18 protein-coding genes, 2 tRNA genes, 1 other RNA gene, 1 pseudogene and 1 other annotated feature are annotated in these 21,527 nt (G+C 41.6%); of the genes and pseudogenes, 18 read left to right on the top strand and 4 right to left on the bottom strand.

Annotation, left to right across the window (positions count from 1 at the left end; genetic code table 11):
* Positions 1-16 precede the first annotated feature (16 nt).
* Together KVG29_RS09765 and KVG29_RS09760 are read right to left on the bottom strand one after the other, a co-directional pair.
* Positions 17-541, bottom strand: a complete 525-nt coding sequence (locus tag KVG29_RS09765) for a DUF4364 family protein (protein WP_252228239.1) — start codon at positions 539-541, stop codon at positions 17-19.
* A 136-nt stretch (positions 542-677) separates the two neighbouring features.
* On the bottom strand, positions 678-905 hold the full coding sequence (locus KVG29_RS09760) for an HPr family phosphocarrier protein (protein WP_025746889.1): 228 nt from the start codon (positions 903-905) through the stop codon (positions 678-680).
* Between the two features lie 318 nt (positions 906-1,223).
* On the opposite strand from KVG29_RS09760, the gene KVG29_RS09755 reads away from it, so the two are divergent.
* From KVG29_RS09755 to KVG29_RS09700, 12 genes are all read left to right on the top strand, one after another.
* Positions 1,224-2,222, top strand: a complete 999-nt coding sequence (locus tag KVG29_RS09755) for an acyl-CoA dehydratase activase-related protein (RefSeq protein WP_252228238.1) — start codon at positions 1,224-1,226, stop codon at positions 2,220-2,222.
* Positions 2,170-3,291, top strand: a complete 1,122-nt coding sequence (locus KVG29_RS09750) for a CoA protein activase (protein WP_420840551.1) — start codon at positions 2,170-2,172, stop codon at positions 3,289-3,291. The genes KVG29_RS09755 and KVG29_RS09750 overlap by 53 nt, the downstream gene beginning before the upstream one ends.
* Positions 3,260-4,258 carry an acyl-CoA dehydratase activase gene (locus KVG29_RS09745; RefSeq protein ID WP_252228236.1) on the top strand — a complete coding sequence of 333 codons (999 nt, stop codon included), beginning with the start codon at positions 3,260-3,262 and terminating at the stop codon, positions 4,256-4,258. Before KVG29_RS09750 ends, KVG29_RS09745 begins: the two co-directional genes overlap by 32 nt.
* A 72-nt stretch (positions 4,259-4,330) precedes the next feature.
* Positions 4,331-4,531, top strand: a complete 201-nt coding sequence (locus tag KVG29_RS09740) for a hypothetical protein (RefSeq protein WP_252228235.1) — start codon at positions 4,331-4,333, stop codon at positions 4,529-4,531.
* Positions 4,532-4,570: 39 nt separating this feature from the next.
* Positions 4,571-4,795 carry a hypothetical protein gene (locus tag KVG29_RS09735; protein WP_252228234.1) on the top strand — a complete coding sequence of 75 codons (225 nt, stop codon included), beginning with the start codon at positions 4,571-4,573 and terminating at the stop codon, positions 4,793-4,795.
* A 191-nt stretch (positions 4,796-4,986) separates the two neighbouring features.
* Positions 4,987-5,167, top strand: a non-coding RNA gene (gene ssrS, locus KVG29_RS09730) — 6S RNA.
* A 137-nt stretch (positions 5,168-5,304) separates the two neighbouring features.
* Positions 5,305-5,378 (top strand) — tRNA-Gln (locus KVG29_RS09725).
* Positions 5,379-5,387: 9 nt separating this feature from the next.
* Positions 5,388-5,463, top strand: a tRNA-Glu gene (locus tag KVG29_RS09720).
* A gap of 197 nt (positions 5,464-5,660) precedes the next feature.
* Positions 5,661-5,913, top strand: a binding site (T-box leader).
* Between the two features lie 87 nt (positions 5,914-6,000).
* Entirely contained in the window at positions 6,001-7,662 is a 1,662-nt protein-coding gene (locus tag KVG29_RS09715; RefSeq protein WP_252228233.1) for an AMP-binding protein, read from the top strand.
* A gap of 218 nt (positions 7,663-7,880) precedes the next feature.
* Positions 7,881-8,444 (top strand): glycerol-3-phosphate responsive antiterminator, encoded by a 564-nt coding sequence (locus KVG29_RS09710; RefSeq protein ID WP_252228231.1) that lies wholly within the window; start codon positions 7,881-7,883, stop codon positions 8,442-8,444.
* Positions 8,445-8,475: 31 nt separating this feature from the next.
* Positions 8,476-9,975, top strand: coding sequence for a glycerol kinase GlpK (gene glpK / locus KVG29_RS09705; RefSeq protein ID WP_252228229.1), 1,500 nt, complete (start codon positions 8,476-8,478; stop codon positions 9,973-9,975).
* A gap of 165 nt (positions 9,976-10,140) precedes the next feature.
* Positions 10,141-10,614 (top strand): nitroreductase family protein, encoded by a 474-nt coding sequence (locus KVG29_RS09700; RefSeq protein ID WP_252228228.1) that lies wholly within the window; start codon positions 10,141-10,143, stop codon positions 10,612-10,614.
* 58 nt (positions 10,615-10,672) lie between these two features.
* Here the strand turns inward: KVG29_RS09700 and KVG29_RS09695 are convergent.
* Together KVG29_RS09695 and KVG29_RS09690 are read right to left on the bottom strand one after the other, a co-directional pair.
* Positions 10,673-11,632: pseudogene (locus KVG29_RS09695) on the bottom strand (glycoside hydrolase family 172 protein); the annotation flags it as partial.
* Positions 11,633-11,656: 24 nt separating this feature from the next.
* Positions 11,657-12,532, bottom strand: coding sequence for a hypothetical protein (locus KVG29_RS09690; RefSeq protein ID WP_252228226.1), 876 nt, complete (start codon positions 12,530-12,532; stop codon positions 11,657-11,659).
* Positions 12,533-12,755: 223 nt separating this feature from the next.
* On the opposite strand from KVG29_RS09690, the gene KVG29_RS09685 reads away from it, so the two are divergent.
* From KVG29_RS09685 to KVG29_RS09660, 6 genes are all read left to right on the top strand, one after another.
* Positions 12,756-13,712, top strand: coding sequence for an ABC transporter permease (locus KVG29_RS09685; protein WP_252228225.1), 957 nt, complete (start codon positions 12,756-12,758; stop codon positions 13,710-13,712).
* Between the two features lie 11 nt (positions 13,713-13,723).
* A complete protein-coding gene (locus KVG29_RS09680; protein ID WP_252228223.1) occupies positions 13,724-14,620 on the top strand; it encodes a carbohydrate ABC transporter permease in 897 nt (298 codons plus the stop codon).
* A gap of 85 nt (positions 14,621-14,705) precedes the next feature.
* Positions 14,706-16,394, top strand: coding sequence for an extracellular solute-binding protein (locus KVG29_RS09675; protein ID WP_252228222.1), 1,689 nt, complete (start codon positions 14,706-14,708; stop codon positions 16,392-16,394).
* A gap of 137 nt (positions 16,395-16,531) precedes the next feature.
* Positions 16,532-18,361 (top strand): sensor histidine kinase, encoded by a 1,830-nt coding sequence (locus tag KVG29_RS12520; protein WP_252228221.1) that lies wholly within the window; start codon positions 16,532-16,534, stop codon positions 18,359-18,361.
* A gap of 25 nt (positions 18,362-18,386) precedes the next feature.
* Positions 18,387-19,922, top strand: a complete 1,536-nt coding sequence (locus KVG29_RS09665) for a response regulator (RefSeq protein ID WP_252228220.1) — start codon at positions 18,387-18,389, stop codon at positions 19,920-19,922.
* Between the two features lie 117 nt (positions 19,923-20,039).
* Entirely contained in the window at positions 20,040-21,419 is a 1,380-nt protein-coding gene (locus tag KVG29_RS09660; RefSeq protein WP_252228219.1) for a family 16 glycosylhydrolase, read from the top strand.
* The last annotated feature ends 108 nt before the right edge of the window (positions 21,420-21,527 follow it).

Here is a 21,527-nt window from a genome sequence, read left to right as displayed (position 1 = left end):
GTTTGAGCTTTTATTATCAAACGCTCAAGTTCTGCATGATGAATTTGTATATCTCGGGGGCTTTGGTGTCCCAGTTATTGCAGATGATTCTGGCCTGCTTGCTGTCAGTTACGCTCAATTTTAGTTCGATGAGGGTGATATCGTTTTCCATCACCTTGCAGGTTACTTCATATTCATCGGGGGAGACCCTCTTGTACTCGGCTACTATTTGGTTTTCCCTCTTGAACCGATTCCGATTTTGTCTGGCATATACATCTATTGACTCGCGAAGCCAATCCGGAATGCGGTTTTTGAAAAAGTTCAAAGCCTTGAGCCCCATGGGGGTAAGGCTATAAAAGCTCTTGTGGCCGGTATCCAAGCAGCTTATGTGTTGAGACGACACCAGCTCGCCCAACAGCTGTTGCAGGTCAAAATAGTTCATCACGTTGTTTTCCAGAAAAAACTGGGTGATCTGGCTGTTGGTGAGCGGTATGTCCAGGGAACGAAGGTAATACAGTATTGATAATTTGTTTTCAGCCAGGTGGGCAGCTTGGTCCGGCATCTCTTCACCTCAAACAAACTTTTTAAGCGAAATTGGTTTTGTCCAGCTCTTTCATCCCGATATCGGTGATTATCTCTCTACGCATGATCCCACAACATTTTAGAAAAAGAACACCTCCATGGTGTTCTTTTTGATTTTAGATTATGTATTCCTTTATCTCTTCCAGGAAGTCGTCACAGTCATCCGAGTATATCTCCACCGTCACGGGTTTGCTGAGGTCCAGGCTGAAAATACCAAGGATCGACTTTGCATCAACCACATAGCGCCCCGAGCGAATGTCTATCTCGTAAGGATACTTGCTGACTATGTTGACGAATTTCTTTACGCTCTCAGCCGTGGTTAGCTTTATATTTACAGTTTTCACAGTAATCATCCCCCTTCATTATATTCTAGTTCTAGTATATAACATTTTTATTGTTAAAGCAATAGCTGGTTTTCATAAATTTTACAGTTATTCAATGAATGTTCAATCTCCACTTTTGCCCTTTTATCTTGTTTGGCAAGGCTTTTATTATGTCAGACGAAGCTTGTCTTAAGGCGATACATATCTTTTAGTGTTAAGTAAAGATTGTGAGCTTCAAATTGGGCTATGCACCTATTATAAGATACAAGGTATTGGTCAATAATATATAGATATGATGAGCTGTGAATTTTTCGAGCTAAGAAAGGAGAGGACGAGCATTTGAGAATCGGGATCCCAAGAGCATTGCTGTACTATAACTACTATCCCTTGTGGCACAGCTTTTTTGAAGAGCTAGGACACCAGGTGGTTACGTCATCAATAACTTCAAAGGCGGTGTTGGACAGCGGGGTAATGAGCTGCGTTGATGATGCCTGCCTGCCGATCAAGCTGTTTCATGGCCACGTCGTCAACCTTATAGGAAAGGTCGATGCGATATTCATTCCTAGGCTGGTCAGCATATGTCCAGAAGAATATATATGCCCAAAGTTTATAGGTTTGCCCGAGATGATAAAAAGCTCGATAAAAGGGTTGTCCGATTTAATAGTGCTGAATTATAACGCTCACCGCAATCTCAAGGATGCGCATAGGGCTTACATTGAGCTGGGTAAAATGATCGGCGCTAAGCCTTCCCAGGCAGTCAGGGCTTTGCAAAAAGCTGCAGCAAGCCAGCAGGTTTATGACTCGCTTTTGAAGGAGGGACAAACGCCCCTTGATATGCTAAATGGACATCAAGGCGCTAGAGAGGGAGAAGGCAAAGGAGTTATCGGCCTGATAGGGCACCCGTATCTGCTGTACGATGAGTTTATCAGCATGGGGCTTATATCCAAGCTCAGGGCCAGGGGGTATGCCGTCCTGGTGCCAGAGAACATTGCGCAGCCACAGATTGAGATGGCATGCGCAGAGCTGCCCAAGAAGCTTTTTTGGAGCTACGGGAAAAAACTATTGGGCAGCGGGCTTACCATGTTGAAGGATAGAAGGGTGGACGGCGTCATATTTTTATCCAGCTTTGGCTGTGGCATTGATGCTTTTATCGTTGAACTGCTTCAAAGGTATAACCACAGGTTGTACCAGATTCCCAGCGCTTTGATTACCGTTGATGAGCACAGTGGACAGGCAGGGTTTAATACGCGCCTGGAGGCGTTTATAGACATGATCGAATGGAGGGATGGCCGTGAAGGTTACATTTCCGCACATGGGGCAAGCCTATTTGGCCATTAAGGGAATGCTCGATGACCTTGGTATAGAAGTTGTAATACCGCCGCCCATCACCGAGAGGACGCTGGAGATCGGTACCAAGCTTTCGCCCGAGATGGCGTGCTTGCCGTTGAAGATCAACATAGGGAATTATATCGAAAGTGTAGAAAAGGGAGCTGATACCATAATAATAGCTGGGAGTTGTGGCCCCTGCAGGTTCGGCTATTATGGAGTGGTGCAGAAGGAAATCTTGAAAGACCTGGGTTATGACGTGGATATGATTATATTTGACCCGCCCGATTCCGACTATAGGGCATTTATAGAGAGGATTAGAAAGCTTGCCGGCAAAAACTCCTGGGTAAACATAGCGCAGGCATTCAAGAGAGCGTCGATCATTGTGAAAGAGGCTGATGAGATGCTGGATATAGCCTTGAGGAAGAGGGCCAGGGAAGTCAATAAGGGAGATACCGACAGCAGGCTGTACCGTTTTGAACGGGAAGTGTGGGGCAAGTATGGCAGCCAGGAAATACTGGAAACTATTAGAAAATATAAGGGGATATTGAGCCAGGTAGAGGAAAAACCCAGGGTGTCGCCTCTAAAAATAGGCCTGGTTGGCGAGATATACACCCTTGTAGAGCCGTACGTTAACCTCCACATTGAAAAAAAGCTTGGTTATCTGGGGGTGGAAGTGTACAGGAGCATCACGCTTCATGAATGGGTGAAGGTCCACCTTTCTCTGGATGTCAAACACAGGATGAGGCATAAGAGGATATTGAGAAAGGCGGCACCTTACTTGAATTTATGCGTTGGGGGACATGCATGGCAGACCATAGCCAACAGCATATACTACTCTGAATGTGGCCTAGACGGAGTAATCCAAATAATGCCATTTGGCTGTATGCCTGAAATTGTGGCGGAAAGTATACTACCCAAGGTTTACCAAGATTACGGTACGCCTATAATGACCCTTGTGGTGGATGAGATGACGGGTGAGGCCGGCTATTTTACCCGCTTGGAGGCTTTCGTGGATCTACTGGAACAAAAAAGGAGGAGCAAGGCCGATGAATACAAAGAAAGTCTTTTTAGGGGTTGATGTTGGGTCGGTCAGCATCAATGTCGTTGCCATAGACCAGGGAAACAACGTGCTGGGCAAGATATATGTACGCACAGAAGGAAAGCCCATACAGATTTTGAAGAAAGCGATGGAGGATATGGCTTCAATGCTTCCCGTGGGTGTTGAGATAAGGGGCGTTGGCACCACCGGCAGCGGCAGAGAACTGGCGGCGGTGGTGGTTAGCGCAGACGTGGTAAAGAACGAAATAACTGCCCACGGCATTGCTGCCTTGACGTTTGTGCCCGATGCCAGAACCATTCTGGAGATAGGAGGCCAGGACTCAAAGATAATAATACTCAGGGATGGAGTGGTTTCGGATTTTGCCATGAATACAGTATGTGCAGCAGGTACCGGTTCGTTTCTTGACCGGCAGGCAGCCCGCTTAAACATACCAATTGAGAAATTCGGAGAGCTGGCGCTTAAATCCAAGTCGCCGGTTAGGATTGCTGGGCGGTGTGCGGTATTTGCCGAGTCCGATATGATACACAAGCAGCAGATGGGCTGCAGCTGTGAGGATATCATAAGAGGGCTGTGCGAGGCTCTGGTTAGGAATTATCTGAACAACGTGGGTAAGGGTAAGGAAATCCTTCCTAGAGTGGTCTTTCAGGGGGGCGTTGCGGCAAACGTTGGGATACGAAAGGCGTTTGAAGAGGCTCTGGGATACGAAATAACAGTTCCAGAGCACTACGACGTTATGGGCGCGCTGGGAGCTGCTATCCTTGCCAAAGACTACGTAAGCAAAGGGCATAAGACAAAATTTAGAGGTTTTGAGGAGATACTGAAAAAAGAATTTACCTCCAGAAGCTTTGAATGCAATGGATGTGCTAATTATTGCGAAATAGTGGAGCTTATAGCTGGAGACAGTGTAGCGGCACGATGGGGTGGCCGGTGCGGGAAGTGGACAAGGACCAACCAGACAGCGGAGAAAAGGTCTGCCGTCATGTAAAATAGAATATTCTCCTTGAGAGGAGGAATAATAAGTTATGGACAAGGTTAAGCAAGGGAGGATGTGTAGGTCATGGAAAACCGGGAATCGCCCAGCATGGAACAGAAGAGGTATGTGGCATCGGTATGCCCTGAATATCGCTCTCGCATGGTAGCGCTGAGCGACAACGTCAATGCACATGAGCAAATTGTAAGCTGTGAAGGGTGCATACATTGGAACAACGGTAGATGTGTGATATTCGATGAAGTATTGACCGGCATTGACCAGACCTGAGGGAGAGATATGGACCTGGTTTGCCCTTTATGCAATGGGTTGATAATTGTATACGAGCTGTGTGACAGGTGTGGAAGGCCCATGATCGACCAAGGAAAGATGGAGGATTATAAGGGCCCTTACAGCCCTTATGTTGACAGGGAAAGCTTCGCTTATGATATGAATAACAACATAATAATGGGCGATCACCTGTGCGTACATTTATATTATTGTGAAAGGTGCAATGTTTGGAAGCATAAGCCCGTTCATCCACGATTTTTTTGATGTGATACAAAATATAAAGCCTATAGAAAAAAGTGCCATTTATCTTATAGAGTGAGAAAAAGCCAGCAATATAGAGATTTCATTCGTTGTACTGGATTTAATCAAAAGTTTTTTATGCTATTTGGCTAATATTGTGTATTGAAAATATGCGAGATTTATATTACTATATAACTGCGACTGGATGGTTGATACTCATCCTGGGGTGTGCGAGAATCTCTACCGGTTTTAACCCACGGAGATAATATGGGAGTCCGGAGTTTGGCTGACCGATGTCAGGCCATCGTCGAATGGAAGGCAGAGGCAGTCAACAGGACACCCACCTGCTGAGAAGCGGGTTGTAAAATCGTAGAGAGACGGCATCGTGGGATGGGTATAGGCCCTCAATTTTTGAGGGCTTATGTATTTGAAATTAAACTGTTGCTAGAAAGCAAAAAAGAAATTGAAAAACCTCTTGACATTCTGTTGGAATATGGTATAATTTATCCCGCAAGTTGACAAAGAGATAATGCTGCGGAATGGTGTAACGGTAGCACGTGTGACTCTGGATCATAAGGTCTAGGTTCGAATCCTAGTTCCGCAGCCATTTTTATGTGGCTCCTTCGTCTAGTGGCCTAGGACGCCGCCCTCTCACGGCGGAAACAGGGGTTCGATTCCCCTAGGGGCTACCAGTTTTGATTAGTCAAAATAGACTGTAGAGCCGTAACGGCTGTACAGCCTATTTTTTATTATAAAATTCGCAAGAATGTTCTTCTTCTTTTGGATTGCTAAATTTCTTATGAGGCTATTGCATTTATAGGTTGTTGGTAGTTCACAAAAATAGGTTGGTATACTTGTGCTGTTGGCTGATTTGACAGTAGATTGATACCGAAAAGCGATGACAGGGACTAGTAGGTCCAAGTATTTTTAAGAGAGCTGCCGGTAGGTGCGAGGCAGTAAATACGAGGATTGAACCTCCCCCTGGAGCGCCAACCGAAATCCTTGAAAAAGGAGAGTAGGCTTGGACGGATGCCCACCGTGACAAGGGATAGGGTATGGTTGTACCCGAAAAGAGAGGGTGAGGGTTATTTGCTCACCAAGTAGAGTGGTACCGCGGGAGGTATAGGCCTTTCGTCTCTAAAAGAGGCGAAAGGCTTTTTTTATTGTATGTGTCCTTTGGTTGTAATTGATGTTTATCACCATAGGGCAAGAGAGGAGATGGGGAGTTTATGATGGAGATTACAATGGGACAGCTTCTCGATATGCAGGCTGAGCGCTATTCGGACCATGAGGCCGTGGTCTATCCGTTTGAAAATGTTAGATGGACGTATTCTGAGTTTTGCGACAGGGTCAACCGGATCGCCAGGGGTTTAATTAGAATAGGCGTAAAAAAAGGCCAACACGTTGCGGTTTGGGCTACCAACGTCCCTGAGTGGTTGCTTGCACAGTTTGCCCTTGCAAAGGTTGGTGCCGTGCTGGTTACTGTCAATACCAATTATAAGATATTTGAACTGGAGTACTTGCTGAGGCAATCCGACAGCACAACGTTGATAATGACCCGGGGATTTAAGGATTCGGATTATGTACAGATCATAAATCAGCTGTGTCCAGAGCTTAAGGATTGTGAACCGGGACAGTTGAACAGTTCGAAGCTACCGTATTTGAAAAATGTCATATATATTGGAAATGAATCCTATTCAGGAATGTACAATTTCAATGACCTTTATCGTTTTGCAGAAGATGTGCCGCCCGAGAGGTTGAAGCAGGTTGAGGAGTCGCTGAGCCCGCACGACGTGGTCAATATGCAGTATACCTCGGGTACTACCGGGTTTCCTAAAGGGGTGATGCTCACCCATTACAACATTATCAACAACGGAGCAGCTGTGGCTGATTGCATGAAGCTGACGTATAAGGACAGGTTGTGCATACCGGTGCCTTTTTTCCATTGTTTTGGATGCGTGCTTGGGGTAATGGCCTGCGTTACCAAAGGAGCGACAATGGTTCCTCTGGACCATTTCAACCCAATTAAAGTGATGGAGGTAGTACAGGCTGAAAAATGCACGGCTTTACACGGAGTTCCCACCATGTTTATTTCAATTTTGGAAAACAGCCATTTTAAGGAATTTGATTTTTCCAGCCTCAGAACGGGCATAATGGCTGGGGCTCCCTGTCCCATAAATATCATGCGCCGGGTGATCGATGAGATGAACATGAAGGAGATCACCATTGCTTATGGCCTTACTGAGGCTTCACCAGTCATAACGCAGACCAAGGTGGATGACCCGATTGAGCTCAGGGTATCTACTGTTGGGAGGCCTCTCCCCGGAGTAGAAGTGAGAATAGTGGCCCCAGAGACCGGCAAGGATGTTCCGCCCGGGGTGCCAGGCGAGCTTTTGGCCAGGGGGTACGGTATAATGAAGGGGTATTATAAGATGGAAGAGGCCACTGCTGCTGCCATTGATAGCGAAGGATGGCTGCATACGGGGGACCTGGCGGTGATGGATGAAAACGGCTACTGCAAGATTACCGGCAGAATCAAGGACATGATCATTCGAGGGGGAGAAAACATATATCCAAGGGAGATTGAGGAGTTCCTGTATACCCACCCTGCTGTAAAGGATGTGCAGGTGGTAGGGGTCCCTGACGAGAAATACGGGGAGGAAGTCATGGCCTATATCATACTCAAAGATAATCTTGAATCATACCCTACTGAAGAAGAAATCATAGAGTTTGTACGAAATGGCCTGTCCAGGTTTAAATGCCCAAAATATGTTCGCTTTGTCGACAGCTATCCCATGACGGCCAATGGAAAAATTCAAAAATACAAGCTGCGTGAGATGGCAATCGAAGAGCTGAATTTACACGATGTGGCTCGTATTGAAACGGCATAAATGATGAATATTAGCCCTGTCTTTCAATATTGTAGATGGGGCTTTTTTTATGGTATAATGTAACCAAATAAGGAGAATTTGCTATAAAAAACGTCGTACGGTTTTTCATACCAGCAGTCGTCTATATGTAACTGCACAGGCAAATTAATCATATTCGAGATGCAGACATCTGGTTGCACAGCGCATTTGTTAAAAATTTTAAAAGAGGAGAAAAGGTGATGGAGAGCATTATTGAATGTCTTGAGGCAAATCCTATCATAGCGGCACTACCTCACACCGAGTTGCTGCAGCAAGCACTGCATTCAAACGTCAATGTGGTTTTTCTGCTATCGGGTAGCATATTAACACTTCAGGATATTGTCAATGAGCTAAAAGATAGAGGAAAGAAGGTTTTTGTTCACATTGATTTGATTGAAGGTCTGGGCAAGGATTTGGCTGCGGTTGACTATCTTCGATACAGGATACAAGCTGATGGCATACTATCCACCAAGAACAATTTGCTGAAGTACGGGAAGGAAATAGGGCTTGTTACTGTTCAGCGGCTGTTTCTCGTGGACTCCAGATCTTTTGAAAGCGGGATCAAGATGGTTCAAAGCTATGACCCAGACTTTGTGGAAGTGATGCCGGGTATTGTTCCCAAAGCCATCGCTGAGCTCAAGCACAAGATCCCCCAGCCTGTCATAGCCGGAGGGATGATCACCAGTAAACAGGACATCATACAGGCATTGGGAGCCGGTGCAGTGGCTGTATCAACCAGCAAGAAGGAGCTGTGGGAATTATAATTAAATTATTAAGATTGAGAGGGAAGATGATATGGGGGAAAAGTATGTTGTGGCGCTGGATCAGGGTACAACCAGCTGCCGGGCTGTTGTATTTGACAGCTACGGCAGAATTGTGGGGAAAGAGGGCCGGGAATTCAGACAAATTTATCCTAGGCCGGGGTGGGTGGAACACGATGCCGAAGAGATATGGGAATGCCAATTGAGCGTGCTGCGCAAAGTACTGGATACAACTGGTATTAAAGCAGACGACATTGCGGCCATAGGGATTACAAATCAACGGGAAACTGTTGTGGTATGGAATAGGCATACCGGCAAGCCTATATATAATGCCATTGTCTGGCAGTGCCGGAGAACAGCTCCTTTGTGCGATGAGCTAAAACAAAGGGGTTTAGGGGATATTATCAAGAAAAAGACGGGGTTGATCATAGACGCGTATTTTTCTGCCACCAAAATCTGCTGGATATTGGAGAATGTCGATGGGGCAAAACAGATGGCACAGGCTGGAGATCTGTTGGCCGGCACAATGGACACATGGCTTGTATGGAAGCTGACGGGAGGCAAGGTATTTGCCACCGATTACACAAACGCTTCTAGGACCATGCTATATAATATCAATGAGCTGTGTTGGGATGACGAGCTGCTGAAAGAACTGGATATCCCGCCTACAATGCTTCCTGAAGTTAAGGAATCCAGCGGATTTTTTGGTATAACCGACACTAAACTTTTGGGGAGGGAAATCCCTATAACGGGAGTGGCGGGAGATCAGCAGGCCGCCCTTTTCGGTCAGGCATGCTTTGAGAGAGGTATGGTGAAAAATACTTATGGAACAGGTTGTTTTATACTGATGAATACCGGTAAAAGCCGAATTGCATCAAACAATAACCTGCTGACCACCATTGCATGGGGCATTGAAGGAGAGGTTGAGTATGCCCTGGAAGGCAGCGTTTTTATTGCGGGTGCGGTTATACAGTGGCTCAGGGATGAGCTGAAATTGATTGAAAATGCCGCTGAGAGTGAAACGTATGCCAATAGATTGAAGGACACCAATGGTGTGTATGTAGTGCCTGCCTTCGTGGGGTTGGGAGCACCTTACTGGGATATGTATGCACGGGGCGCTATTTTGGGTATCACCCGCGGGGTGAACCGTGATCATATAGTGAGGGCCGCTTTGGAGTCCATAGCATATCAAACCATGGACGTTATAGAGGCTATGAAGCAAGATTCCGGCATTCCGCTAAAAGCATTAAAAGTAGACGGTGGAGCGTGTGCCAACAACTTTCTTATGCAATTTCAAGCTGATATCCTTGGTGTGCCGGTTATTCGGCCGCAAAACATCGAAGTCACCGCTCAGGGTGCTGCTTTTTTGGCAGGCCTCGGAGCAGGGGTATGGAAGGATAAAGATGCGCTCAAAGCCCTGTGCGTGGAAGAGAGGGTATTTTATCCCAATATGAGCGCCGAAGAAAAGGCTAAGAAATATGCTGGATGGAAGAAAGCGGTGCAGCGCAGCATGAGTTGGATGGATGCGGACTGACTGTTTTATAGCTATTCCAATAAAGGGGTGTTTAGTGAACCGAAGCGCGGGGATAAACCCCTGCGTGCATTCGTTTAAGGATGCCCTTCAATTTATTGAGGGGAGGACGTTACGCTATATAATAACCGCTTATATTGTGAAAAGAGGATTGGAGGTACGAAAAATATGGAGTTTATGGAGGTAATTTCAAAGAGAAGGGCTATCAGGAAGTATAAAAAGGACCCAATTCCTGAGGACAAGCTTCAGAGACTTTACCAGGCATTAAGGCTTGCTCCTTCGGGAAATAATCGTCAACCGTATAGGTTCATATTTGTAAAGGATGAAAGAGTTAGGCGAGAGATTGTGCAGCGTGCGTGTCATCAAGACTTTTTGTATGATGCTCCAATTATCATGGTTGCATGCTGTGAACCTGGCAGGGCGTTTGACACGGCCATTGCGGTTGACCACCTGGTGTTGGCAGCCACCAATGAAGGCCTGGGTACCTGCTGGGTTGGTTGGTTTGATAGGGATGCGGTCAAAGAGATTTTGGGTATAGAGCGCAACATGGATGTACCCATATTGGTTCCAATAGGATACCCAGATGAAAGCCCACCGGCCAGGCCTAGAAAAACATTAGAAGAATTGGTGAAGGTCATGTAAACAGAAACGGCGAATGTTCAATGTTGAACATTCGCCGTTTTATTTAAGATTTGTGGCATCAGATAACCTCCAGGTAATCCCTATCGGGCAGTTCTGGGAATTTGGCTGTGGGAAGCGTTTGATACCAGTATGCTACCGATGCGATATCATCCTGCAGCGGTAGATACCTCCCACCGGACCTCCAGCCCAGTGCTTGTATCGTAACCCTGATGTCACTTTCAAATCTTATGGGGTCCATGATATGCCATCTGTAAAGCCCAAATCTCATCTGTGAACGGTAAAGGCCATCTGGTCTAATGATTTGGGGTAAGCCCGAATATGGTGTGGTGAATTCCTGATATTGGTGTGTTTTTGGGTTTTCAAAGTTGTATGAACCGCCGAAATAATCCTCAGTGCCGGTGCCACAGATGGTAGGATATTCATCGTCGCCATCTATGTAGAACTTTATCTCTCCTTCGCCCCACCAGCCGTTGTTGTTGACGCCCCAAGCCAGATAGGTGCCTACATAATGTCCTTTGTCTTTTACCCAATCCAAGATGGTATATACCTCTTTATAGGGGAGAGGATTTTTTCTGCGGAACTGCGCGTGGAAGTATGCCGCATCTTCAGGTACCTCTGTTAGGGCGTAGTCAATCTGGTAGTATAAAACCATCTCCTGAAGCCCAATGTTTGTCATGGTCATCTTGCATCTCTTTCTGAAGGGCATCTCCCAGTAACAGTTGAAACCGCTACCAGGATTTACACAAACGGCTAAGGAGGAAACTTGAGCGTATTCGCCCCACCCGCATGCAAAGAAGTCGCCTACCGGGCATTCTACCGATGGGATATCTTGGTCGTCCCAGTATATCCGTAATATACTGTGGCGCCAATGTCCTGTAGGGGTCATCCAGATGTGTTGTATAGCCCCGGGGCCTTCAATGTCTGCCAGCACAAACGTTTCACCTGGCTGTATCTTTACAGCAGGTGAAATTTTCCACCCTTTTCCCAGCTCCCTGGCTGCATGGGCTCCTAAACCTTCTTCCGCCCTTGCACCGCCGCCCTACTATTTTACCTTTTCTACATTTTTAAGCAGTATTTCACCCTTTATTTTTACAAGTTGAAGGTCTTTTTGCTTGACTACCTGCGAGAAATCCTGCATTGCGTGGTCTATTCTCTCATTGAGCTCATGGTCCGGCTTTTGCATGCGGGATTTAGCGGTTTGCCATGCCTTCTCCATATTTTCTAGCAAAGCGGCAGCATCCTCCCATTTGCCGGCTTCGGCGTTGATCACGATTTCCTGCAGGTAGTATTTAATCTCCTTGATCTCGGGGGGAGCCTTGTGCCTGTACAGATTGAAAAATTGAGGATAATACTGGTATAGTCCGTTGGCGGCAACCAGCGTTTCTTCTTCGTTGCGCGCCATAATGGTGCTGGTGAGCGTATTGAGCTGCTTCTCAAACTGGGAAATCAACACATCAGGAGCGCCGTCCTTTTTTGCCTGTGGCTCGTAGCTGTTCCAAAGCTCATTCAGGGCTTTGATTCTCTTCTCAAAATCTTGCCAGTTTATGGTTAGCTGAGTTTGCTGTACATCCTGATTTTGGCTCTTCTGTTGTTTTTGTTGTCCCTGCTTTTGTTGTCCTTGTTTTTGAGGCCGCTGGTTAGACTTTTGCTGTTCCTGCTGGGATTTATTTCCGCCATTATGTTTTTGAGAAGCGCTCGTTTGCTGTCGTACCATTTGAGCGCGCTGGTCCCTTATTTTTTGGATTTGCTGGATCATATTGTCGGTCTCCTTTTCCATTTCGGTGAGGGCCGAGGGCAGATCCTTTTTCTGCTGCTGTTGCTCGTTTTGCCCTTGCTGCTTGTTATTGTTTTGGCCCAGCATTCGGGAGCATGATGTCGAAGATAATATCAGTAGTATTATCGCCAACATGACTACCAATGTTTTACGACCAAGCTTTTGCACCACTATCACCTCGATTATTAGTATTTCCTTTGGAGTCAAAGGTCTATTATGTTATTTATTATCTTGCTATGAGATTCAAAATATGAATCATTTAAGACAACTAAAAAATTGACACCAAAAACAAATCGCTGTACTTTAGTTTTGAATTACTTTGTTTTACAATAAATAGCGAATATTAAGCAGAGGGGGCAAACATTCAATGGGAGTGAAATCTACAGCATCAAACAATGCCACAATTTTCTGCAATAGTAAACGATTCTTTCGCAAATTGAAAGAACAGAAATACCTTTACATGATGGTAATTCCAGGCATAATTTGGATGTTAATATTTAATTATATTCCTATGTATGGAATAATAATTGCCTTCAAGGATTATAATATTATTTCGTCATTTTTTGAGGCTCCATGGGCAGGACTGAAACATTTTTCAGATTTTTTTAAAGATGACTGGTTCCCCATTATCATGAAAAATACTGTGGGAATAAGCTTGTTAAAGCTTGTTTTTGGATTTCCTTTACCAATTATTTTTGCCTTGTTTTTAAATGAAATCAGAAATTCTACTTTCAAGCGTACTGTTCAGACTATTTCATATCTTCCTCATTTTTTATCGTGGGTTGTTTTAGGAGGTATTATGATTACGTGGTTGTCCGAGAGCGGAATGATTAATGAGTTATTGGTAAATATGGGTATATTGGATAAACCAGTTGCTTTTTTAGGGGAACCAAAATATTTTTGGTGGATAGCTACAATTTCGGATATATGGAAGGGATTGGGGTGGAACAGCATAATTTATTTGGCTGCCATCTCCGGAGTTGATGTTGAATTGTATGAATCTGCCATTGTTGATGGGGCAGGTCGATTTAGACGGATGTGGAGCATTACCTTACCAAGCATTTCGGGGACTATCGCAATTTTGTTTATATTAGCAGTTAGCGGTCTTCTTAATTCCAATTTTGATCAGATACTTGTTCTTCGGAATTCATTAAATGCATCGAGTAGCGAGGTTATTGACATATTTGTGTATAGAATGGGAATACAGTCTGCGAGGTTTTCTTATGCTACAGCTGTCGGCTTGTTTAAGTCAGTTATTGCTTTAATGCTTCTCTTGCTAGCAAACTGGGTAACCAGAAAACTTACAGGAAAATCGTTATTCTAGGAGGAAGTTGTATGAGAAGAAAATTTTTGGCAAGACGGACTAAGGGTGAAGTTGTCTTTGATATTGTTAATACAATTATCATGATAGTTATTTGTTTTATGATGTTGTACCCTGTATGGTATACATTAGTAAATTCTTTAAATGATGGGACTGATGCCATGCTCGGGGGAATTTATTGGTGGCCTCGAGTTTTTAGCCTGGATAGTTACAAAGCGGTTTTTGCTGATTCTAAAATTTTTAGGGCTTTTGGTGTAAGCTTTTTCAGAACGATTATTGGGACAGTCGTTCATGTATTTTTTACGTCTATGGTTGCTTATGGTCTGTCAAAAAGATATCTTATGGGTAGAAAGTATTTTATGGCCATGGGAACAGTTACTTTGTTTTTTAGTGGAGGATTAATTCCGACGTTTTTGCTTTATAGAAGTCTAGGATTGTTGGATCGTTTTGTAGTATATATAATTCCAGCAATGTTTAACTTTTATAATCTTTTAATCTTTCAAGCTTTTTTCAGGGAAATACCGGATGCTTTGGAAGAATCGGCTAAAATAGACGGAGCAAATGACTTCTATATCTTCTTTAAAATTATAATACCGCTTTCGAAGCCTGTGCTTGCAACAATTGCATTGTTTACTGGTGTGTATCACTGGAACGATTATTTTGCTGGTGTTATTTTTATAAACAATCCAGATTTACAGCCTATTCAGACTTTTCTTTACAGAGTAATTGCAGAGACTACTTCGGTTCACATGCTTCAGAATATGCCGGCTGGCATACGAACAACTAGTGTAACATCACATACGATTAGATTGGCTACCATGATAGTAACTACTGCCCCTGTGATTTGTGTATATCCTTTTTTACAAAAGTATTTTGTTAAAGGCATGCTTTTAGGGTCTATAAAGGGGTGATGATTAGTATGAAATAATCATTTACGTGAAATATTTTAATACCAGATAAAACCTTAAAAAATCATCAAAGGGAGGTTGTAGTCTAATGAAAAAAGTTTATTTAAAGTTAATTGCTTGTATCTCTGTAATCCTATTATTGGCTTCGCTTTTTGTTGGGTGTACTTCTGATAAAAAAGAGAACGATAGTGAAGAAGAAGTTTCTAGTGAAAATGGAAACAGTGCTGCACAAGAAAAAGCTTCTGAAGATTCAGAAGGTTCCGAAAAAGTGGTTGAACCTGGGTGGAAAAAGGATACATCGCCGGTTACATTTGATTGGTATGTTCATTTTTCATGGTATAACTATAATTGGGGAGAGACTTTAATATCAAAATATGTACAGGAAAAAACAGGAGTATCTATTAATTTTATTGTACCAGCAGGAAATGAAAACGAAAAATTAAACACCATGATTGCATCAAATACGCTACCGGATTTTGTAACGCTTGGATGGTGGGAAGATGGAGTACGTAAAATGATAGATGGAGGTCTAGTTTATTCTCTCAATGAATTGGCTGATAAATATGACCCATATTTCTACGAAGTGGCTTCTCCACAGGTTTTAAAGTGGTATGAGCAGGATGATGGCAAAACTTATGGTTATCCCAACTTTGCTGTAGCCCCGGAAGATTATGATAAATATGAAAAAATTCCTTCTAATCAGACTTTTGTTGTTAGGAAAGATATGTATGAGGCTTTGGGTAAACCTGATATGAGAACTCCTGAGGGATTTTTGGCAGCTTTGAAGGCTGCTAAAGAGAAATTTCCTGAGGTTAATGGCCAACCTTTAATTCCAATAGGGTTGCATGAGTTTACAGATACCGGAAACTATTCCCTTGAATCATATTTGGCCAATTTTTTGGCTATACCTAGAGAAAAAGACGGAAAGTTATATGATTTCAGGGAGGACCCTGAATATATCCGCTGGCTGAAGACTTTTAGAAAAGCAAACGAAATGGGATTGCTCTCTCCTGATATATTTATAGATAAACGAGCTCAAATGGAAGAGAAAATTGCTCAAGGCAGGTATTTTGCTATGCTTTATCAGAGGACGGATTTTGTGGCGGCTCAACAGGCATTATATGAAAGAGATCCCAATAGTATATATATTGCAGTGGATGGGCCGGCCAATAGCAATCTAGATCCTCCTAAATTAGCGGGGCCAGGGATATCAGGATGGACCCTAACTATGATTACAAAGAATTGTAAACATCCTGATCGCGCTATTCGTTTTGTGAGCTATTGGTTAAGCGAAGAGGGACAACGTGATATGTATTTGGGTAGACAAGGTGAAACATGGGATATCATAGACGGGAAAGAACAATATCTTCCAGAATATGCTGAAATGGCTCGAAACAATCGCGAACAGTTTGATAAGGTTGTAGGACAGGATCCTCTTTGGATGTTGGGTAATAGTTTAATACAGATGAGGTGGGCACCAGAACCCGGGCCGGCTGTCAGACAATTGGAAGAGTGGACATATGGAAAGGCTGTTAGTTATGCAATATATGATAATTTAATCCCACCAAGTGATAGTGAAGAAGGGATCATTGCTAGCAGGATAGCTGACCTATGGGGGCAGACTCTACCAAAACTTCTCCTTGCAAAATCTGATGAGGAATTTGATCAAATATATCAAGATTTTCTGAAAAAGAGAGCTGAGGCAGGATATGAAAAATTATTAGCTTGGCAGATGCAAAAACTGGAGGAAAATAAGAAAAAATTAGGGATAAAATAACAAAAAGAGGGAAGAACACAAAACAGAGTTCTTCCCTCTTTTATACATCAGTATGGAAATTTTGTTTTTCAGAATATATAATGTTGTTGCAGTAAAAAAGATGAAATAACAAATATTTTTGAAAGGGCGGAATCATTGTGGTGAAGAGTCTGCTAAGTTGGCAGAAGTTTTCTTTGAGCAAGAAACTTATAGTTTCTTATATATTTATTTTAGCCATTCCGTTAATTTTATATGCCATGTACACCTTTCATAAAATAAAGCAGACTACTCAGGAGGACTTTATAAAAAATGAGGTCCAAAATCTGCAGGAAATAAAGTTTCAGATATATCGTAATATTGAAATTTGCCAGAGAGTTTCCCAATTTATTGCTAGTAACAAAGAGTTACTGGAATTTATTTCAAGAGATAATGGTTTTGATACTCAGGAGTTTATAGAATTCAAGAATATTTTTCTAACTCAGATTGAAAGGTTACTATATACAAACCCGGATATTTACCGGTTGAGATTATTTATTAACAGGGATGATTTTCCGGAAATATGGCCGTTAATTTATCATGATAAGCGTGTATTGCATGAACACTGGTATGTTACCAAAGAACAGTGGGACAGAGAAGTGTATTGGGAACTTGATCATATCTTTCAACCATTTAATATTGCGAATTCTGAACGTAGTAGGGTTACAACTATGTATCGTAAAATATGGGGACCCGGGAATCAATATCTTGGAGCACTTGAAATTAGCATGTTGGTCAGTCAATTTTTTGGCAACATGAATACTAATACTGCGAATTCTGATGGGGGATTTGCAGTAATTCAAGATAATCAGGATATGTTCTTCTATGGTGATACATTTTTAGATAGAATAGGAATAAAAGCTGACGAATTAAAATCCTTGTTGATTATGCAGGCTAATAATCAAGAAGAAGGAGTACATATACTTAAAATTAATAATAAACCCGTTATTATGGTCTATACAACTATACATCCCATAAGCAGCACGATTTATAGAATTGTATCTATTGAGAATATGGTGAATAGACTCAATAGAACCCGAAACTTACTTGTTTTAGTGACATTAGGTGGGTTTATTGTTTTCTCGGCTGTCACTTATACCTTTACATCAGTTATTTTGAAAAAAATGCGTATTATCGTAAATTGCATGAAAAAGGTACAAGCTGGCAACTTGGATGTGGATATTCCTGTTTACGGCTGTGATGAAGTCGCTGAACTTGCTCAATGTTTTAATAAAATGATGGCAAGGATAAAAGAATTGATATCGATAGTTGTAAAAAAAGAGCTTATCAGTAAAGAAACCGAATTGAAGGCTCTACATTCTCAGATCAATGCACATTTTTTGTATAATGTATTGGAAAATATTAAGATGATGGCCGAAATTGATGGTATCTATGAAGTAGCAGATGCACTTACATCTTTAGGAAGATTAATGCGTTACAGCATGAGCTGGAAAAAAGACAAGGTTTCTTTAGGTGATGAACTTGCTTACATAGACAATTATATCAAATTAATAAATATAAGATATGATTATGAAATTTCATGTGTTTATAATGTAGACGAAGAACTATTAAATTGTGAAATCTGTAAGATGTCTATTCAACCTATTGTAGAAAATGCGGTCATTCACGGTATTCAGCCTAAAGGTCAGGGGGGAATTATAAAAATAACGGCTTGGATTCAAGAAGAACACTTGATTGTAGAAGTTTTCGATGACGGAAAAGGTATTAAACCAGTTGATTTGAAACGATTGAAAGAGGTTTTATCAACAGAAAATGAAAGTAATCAACAAGAAAATGAGCATTCGCGAGGTATAGGGTTGAAGAACGTGGATCAAAGGATTAAACTTGCATATGGACCTCAGTATGGTATTACAATAGACAGTATAGAAGGAAAATATACAAAAGTGCGATTGGTGTTTCCGTATATAAGAAATTCGTATTTATGTAGTTAATTTTTGGGAGGTTAAGCCATTTGCCATGAAAAAAGTACTGATTGTCGATGATGAAAAATATATAAGGTCTGGACTTAAGGCTATGATTCAAAAATCTGGTATTGGCATAAATGAAATCTCCGAATGTGCAAATGGTCGTGAGGCTCTAGAGCGCCTTAGCCAGGAGAAGTATGATTTGGTTATTTTGGATATACGCATGCCTAAAATGAACGGTATTGAGCTCATGAAAGAAATGCAAATGTTACCGTATTCGCCAGCGATAATAATATTAAGCGGATACGATGATTTTAATTATGCTGTAGAAGCCATCAAATACGGAGCTAAAGCTTATCTCTTGAAGCCGGTTGATCGATATGAATTATTTAATGTACTAAATAAGGTAAAAAATGAAATAATACAGCGCGAAAATATAGAAAAGAAGAGCCAGCGTATTAAGAAACTATGTCTGAATCAGTTACATTACATATTTTTAAGCGATAATTTGGTAGAGCAAGAGATTCGTGAAGTTCTGGAGGATTTGGAAATTGATTTATTTTATGACCCATTTTATATAAGTATTATTACTTCTAGAAATAATAGTATCGTGAACAGTATAGATATAAATACACTTGAAAAATTTTTAAGGGAAAAGCATATAAAAGCTTTATGTTTGCGTGGTGCAGATGATGAACTTATATTAGTTACTAATGACAGGATTAATTGGGAAGGTCTTTTGAAAGATTGTATAATGAACTCTAGTAATCAAAATTATATTGTGGCGGTTAGTGCTCTAGGGAATAGCTTAACCGATATAAGAAAAGCCTATATACAAGCTAAAGAGGCGCTAAAGTATAGAATATTTATAAAGGGAAGTAGAGTAATCTATTATGAGGATATACTCAAACGCACTGATAATTATATTATTCCTGTAGATAAAATTGAAAAGATTTGTAATATGCTAGGTATTGAGAGTAATAAAGAAATAGAAAAGCAATTAGATGAAGTATTTGATATATCGATTTTTTATAAGGCATGTATTGATTATTTTAATAATTTCATTGATATGTTTAAACATAAAATTAACAGCAGCCTTATGGTTTTGAATCTAGAAAAACGAAAAGAGTTTGAGAGTAAATATTCAAATGTATGGAATCCGTATTGTTTTGAATCCATAGAGGAGTATTTTAATTTTGTTAAATCCTATATATTAGAACTTAACGAGTACATTCGTAATGTAAAATCTTTATATGAAAATATAGAATATAAGGTAGATATGGCTATACGATATATTAAAAAACATTATAATGAGGATTTAAATTTGGCTGTTGTTGCTAATTACGTTTCGCTTAATTATTACTATTTTTCCCATATTTTCAAAAAGACAACTGGAATGAGTTTTATGGACTTTTTATTAAAGACACGTATAGATAAAGCAAAAGAATTGTTAAAAAATACTGAAGATAAGGTTACAGATATTGCTTTTAAAGTAGGATTCCAAGATCCCAAACGATTTGCTAAAAGCTTTAAAAAGATTACGGGAATCACTCCATCCCAGTATAGAAGATGTTTCTGGGAAGAATAATTATCTCAAAGAAATCGCAAAAAAATATACCCCAATCTAAAATTTCATGCCTTTTCTTTTATTTGTGGGTTAATGTATAATTTTCGCAACACAAGAGAATAAAATGGGGGGAGCTGTATGAAGAATAAGGCTTGCGTCTCGCTACTTTTGACTTTTGCATTTTTAATAGCATCTCTCTTTTTAAAGGGAAATACTTATGCAGATCAATTAAATTTGGACACACAACAAAATTTAATCTTAAACGGCGGTTTTGAAGAAGGACTTGAAGGATGGAAAATCCATAACCAGGGAGTTTATGAATCTTGGGCGGGATTGGCCGATTTTTCAGTTGAGAACGGTGAATTAAAGGTAGAGATTAAACAGGTGGGCTGGGCATGGTGGCACATACAGCTGTATCAAGAGCCGATTGAAGTTGCTGCGGGTACTTATAAGATATCCTTTGATATGCGATCTGATATAAAAAGAACAGTGTATGTGGAGCTTGTAAATTCGGGTACGGAAATACTGGAGTTTGTTGTGGACAATGCAATGAAAACCTATGAAGCGATTATAGAAGTGCCTTCAGATGGTAGTTACAAGTTTATGTTTGGATTGGGAAGAGAGCCTGATGAAGAAATATTTAATACGCCTTATAACATATTTATCGACAATGTGAGATTTGAAATTTATGATGAAACGGGAGATGATCCTATGGAACCAGGGAATCCAGAACAGCCAATTCAGAAAGGTGACTGGACACTTGTATGGTCGGATGAATTTGATGGTACAGGGGAAAACTTAAATGAAAATGGCGTTGATTTAAATAAATGGGATTTCCAGGAAGGAACGGGTGAACAATACGGCCTTATTGGATGGGGAAACAATGAACAGCAGTATTACCGCAAAGAAAATGTCTTTGTGGAAGATGGTAAACTTATTATAGAAGCTAGGAAGGAAAGCTTTGGCGGTATGAACTATACGTCAGGTAGATTATATACTGCTAAAACATTTACAAAAAAATACGGCAGGTTTGAAGCAAGAATAAAGCTTCCTGCGGGTCAAGGATTTTGGCCGGCTTTCTGGCTAATGCCGGCAAAAAGTGTGTACGGTGGCTGGGCAGCTTCAGGCGAGATAGATATTATGGAAGCACGAGGAAGAATCCCCAATGAAGTGTGGGGGACCATTCATTATGGCGGAAGCTGGCCCAATAATACTAATAATGGAGGAAAATATGTTTTTCCCGAAGGCCAGGATATAACTGATTTTCATGAATATGCAATAGAATGGGAGCCGGGGGAAATTCGCTGGTATGTAGATGGAGAACTTTATCTCACATTAAATAATTGGTATAGCCAAGGAGAAAATCAAGCTGCCAAGTATTCGTTTCCAGCACCTTTTGATCAGGAGTTTTATATAATTCTTAACCTTGCGATTGGTGGAAACTTTGATGGAGGGCGTGTGCCGCCTGATGATTTATTCCCGGCAAGGATGGAAGTAGATGTCACCGCCGGTGTATAATTGACCCAGGAGCAACGAAAAGGAATTGACCCACCCCCTGGCGAATTATCCCTCTGATTAATCCTACAAAGAATCGGAGGGAAATAAATGCTAGGGAGTGGATCTATT

It is taken from the genome of Caldicoprobacter algeriensis, assembly GCF_023838525.1.
Taxonomy (GTDB): Bacteria; Bacillota; Clostridia; order Caldicoprobacterales; family Caldicoprobacteraceae; genus Caldicoprobacter; species Caldicoprobacter algeriensis.
This window is presented reverse-complemented; position numbering and strand designations above follow the sequence as displayed.

Coding starts and splice junctions, on each gene's coding strand:
- KVG29_RS09765 (WP_252228239.1), bottom strand. CDS start 541: ATGCCGGACCAAGCTGCCCACCTGGCTGAAAACAAATTATCAATACTG.
- KVG29_RS09750 (WP_420840551.1), top strand. CDS start 2,170: ATGGCCGTGAAGGTTACATTTCCGCACATGGGGCAAGCCTATTTGGCC.
- KVG29_RS09745 (WP_252228236.1), top strand. CDS start 3,260: ATGAATACAAAGAAAGTCTTTTTAGGGGTTGATGTTGGGTCGGTCAGC.
- KVG29_RS09740 (WP_252228235.1), top strand. CDS start 4,331: ATGGAAAACCGGGAATCGCCCAGCATGGAACAGAAGAGGTATGTGGCA.
- KVG29_RS09715 (WP_252228233.1), top strand. CDS start 6,001: ATGATGGAGATTACAATGGGACAGCTTCTCGATATGCAGGCTGAGCGC.
- KVG29_RS09710 (WP_252228231.1), top strand. CDS start 7,881: ATGGAGAGCATTATTGAATGTCTTGAGGCAAATCCTATCATAGCGGCA.
- glpK (WP_252228229.1), top strand. CDS start 8,476: ATGGGGGAAAAGTATGTTGTGGCGCTGGATCAGGGTACAACCAGCTGC.
- KVG29_RS09700 (WP_252228228.1), top strand. CDS start 10,141: ATGGAGTTTATGGAGGTAATTTCAAAGAGAAGGGCTATCAGGAAGTAT.
- KVG29_RS09685 (WP_252228225.1), top strand. CDS start 12,756: ATGGGAGTGAAATCTACAGCATCAAACAATGCCACAATTTTCTGCAAT.
- KVG29_RS09680 (WP_252228223.1), top strand. CDS start 13,724: ATGAGAAGAAAATTTTTGGCAAGACGGACTAAGGGTGAAGTTGTCTTT.
- KVG29_RS09675 (WP_252228222.1), top strand. CDS start 14,706: ATGAAAAAAGTTTATTTAAAGTTAATTGCTTGTATCTCTGTAATCCTA.
- KVG29_RS09665 (WP_252228220.1), top strand. CDS start 18,387: ATGAAAAAAGTACTGATTGTCGATGATGAAAAATATATAAGGTCTGGA.
- KVG29_RS09660 (WP_252228219.1), top strand. CDS start 20,040: ATGAAGAATAAGGCTTGCGTCTCGCTACTTTTGACTTTTGCATTTTTA.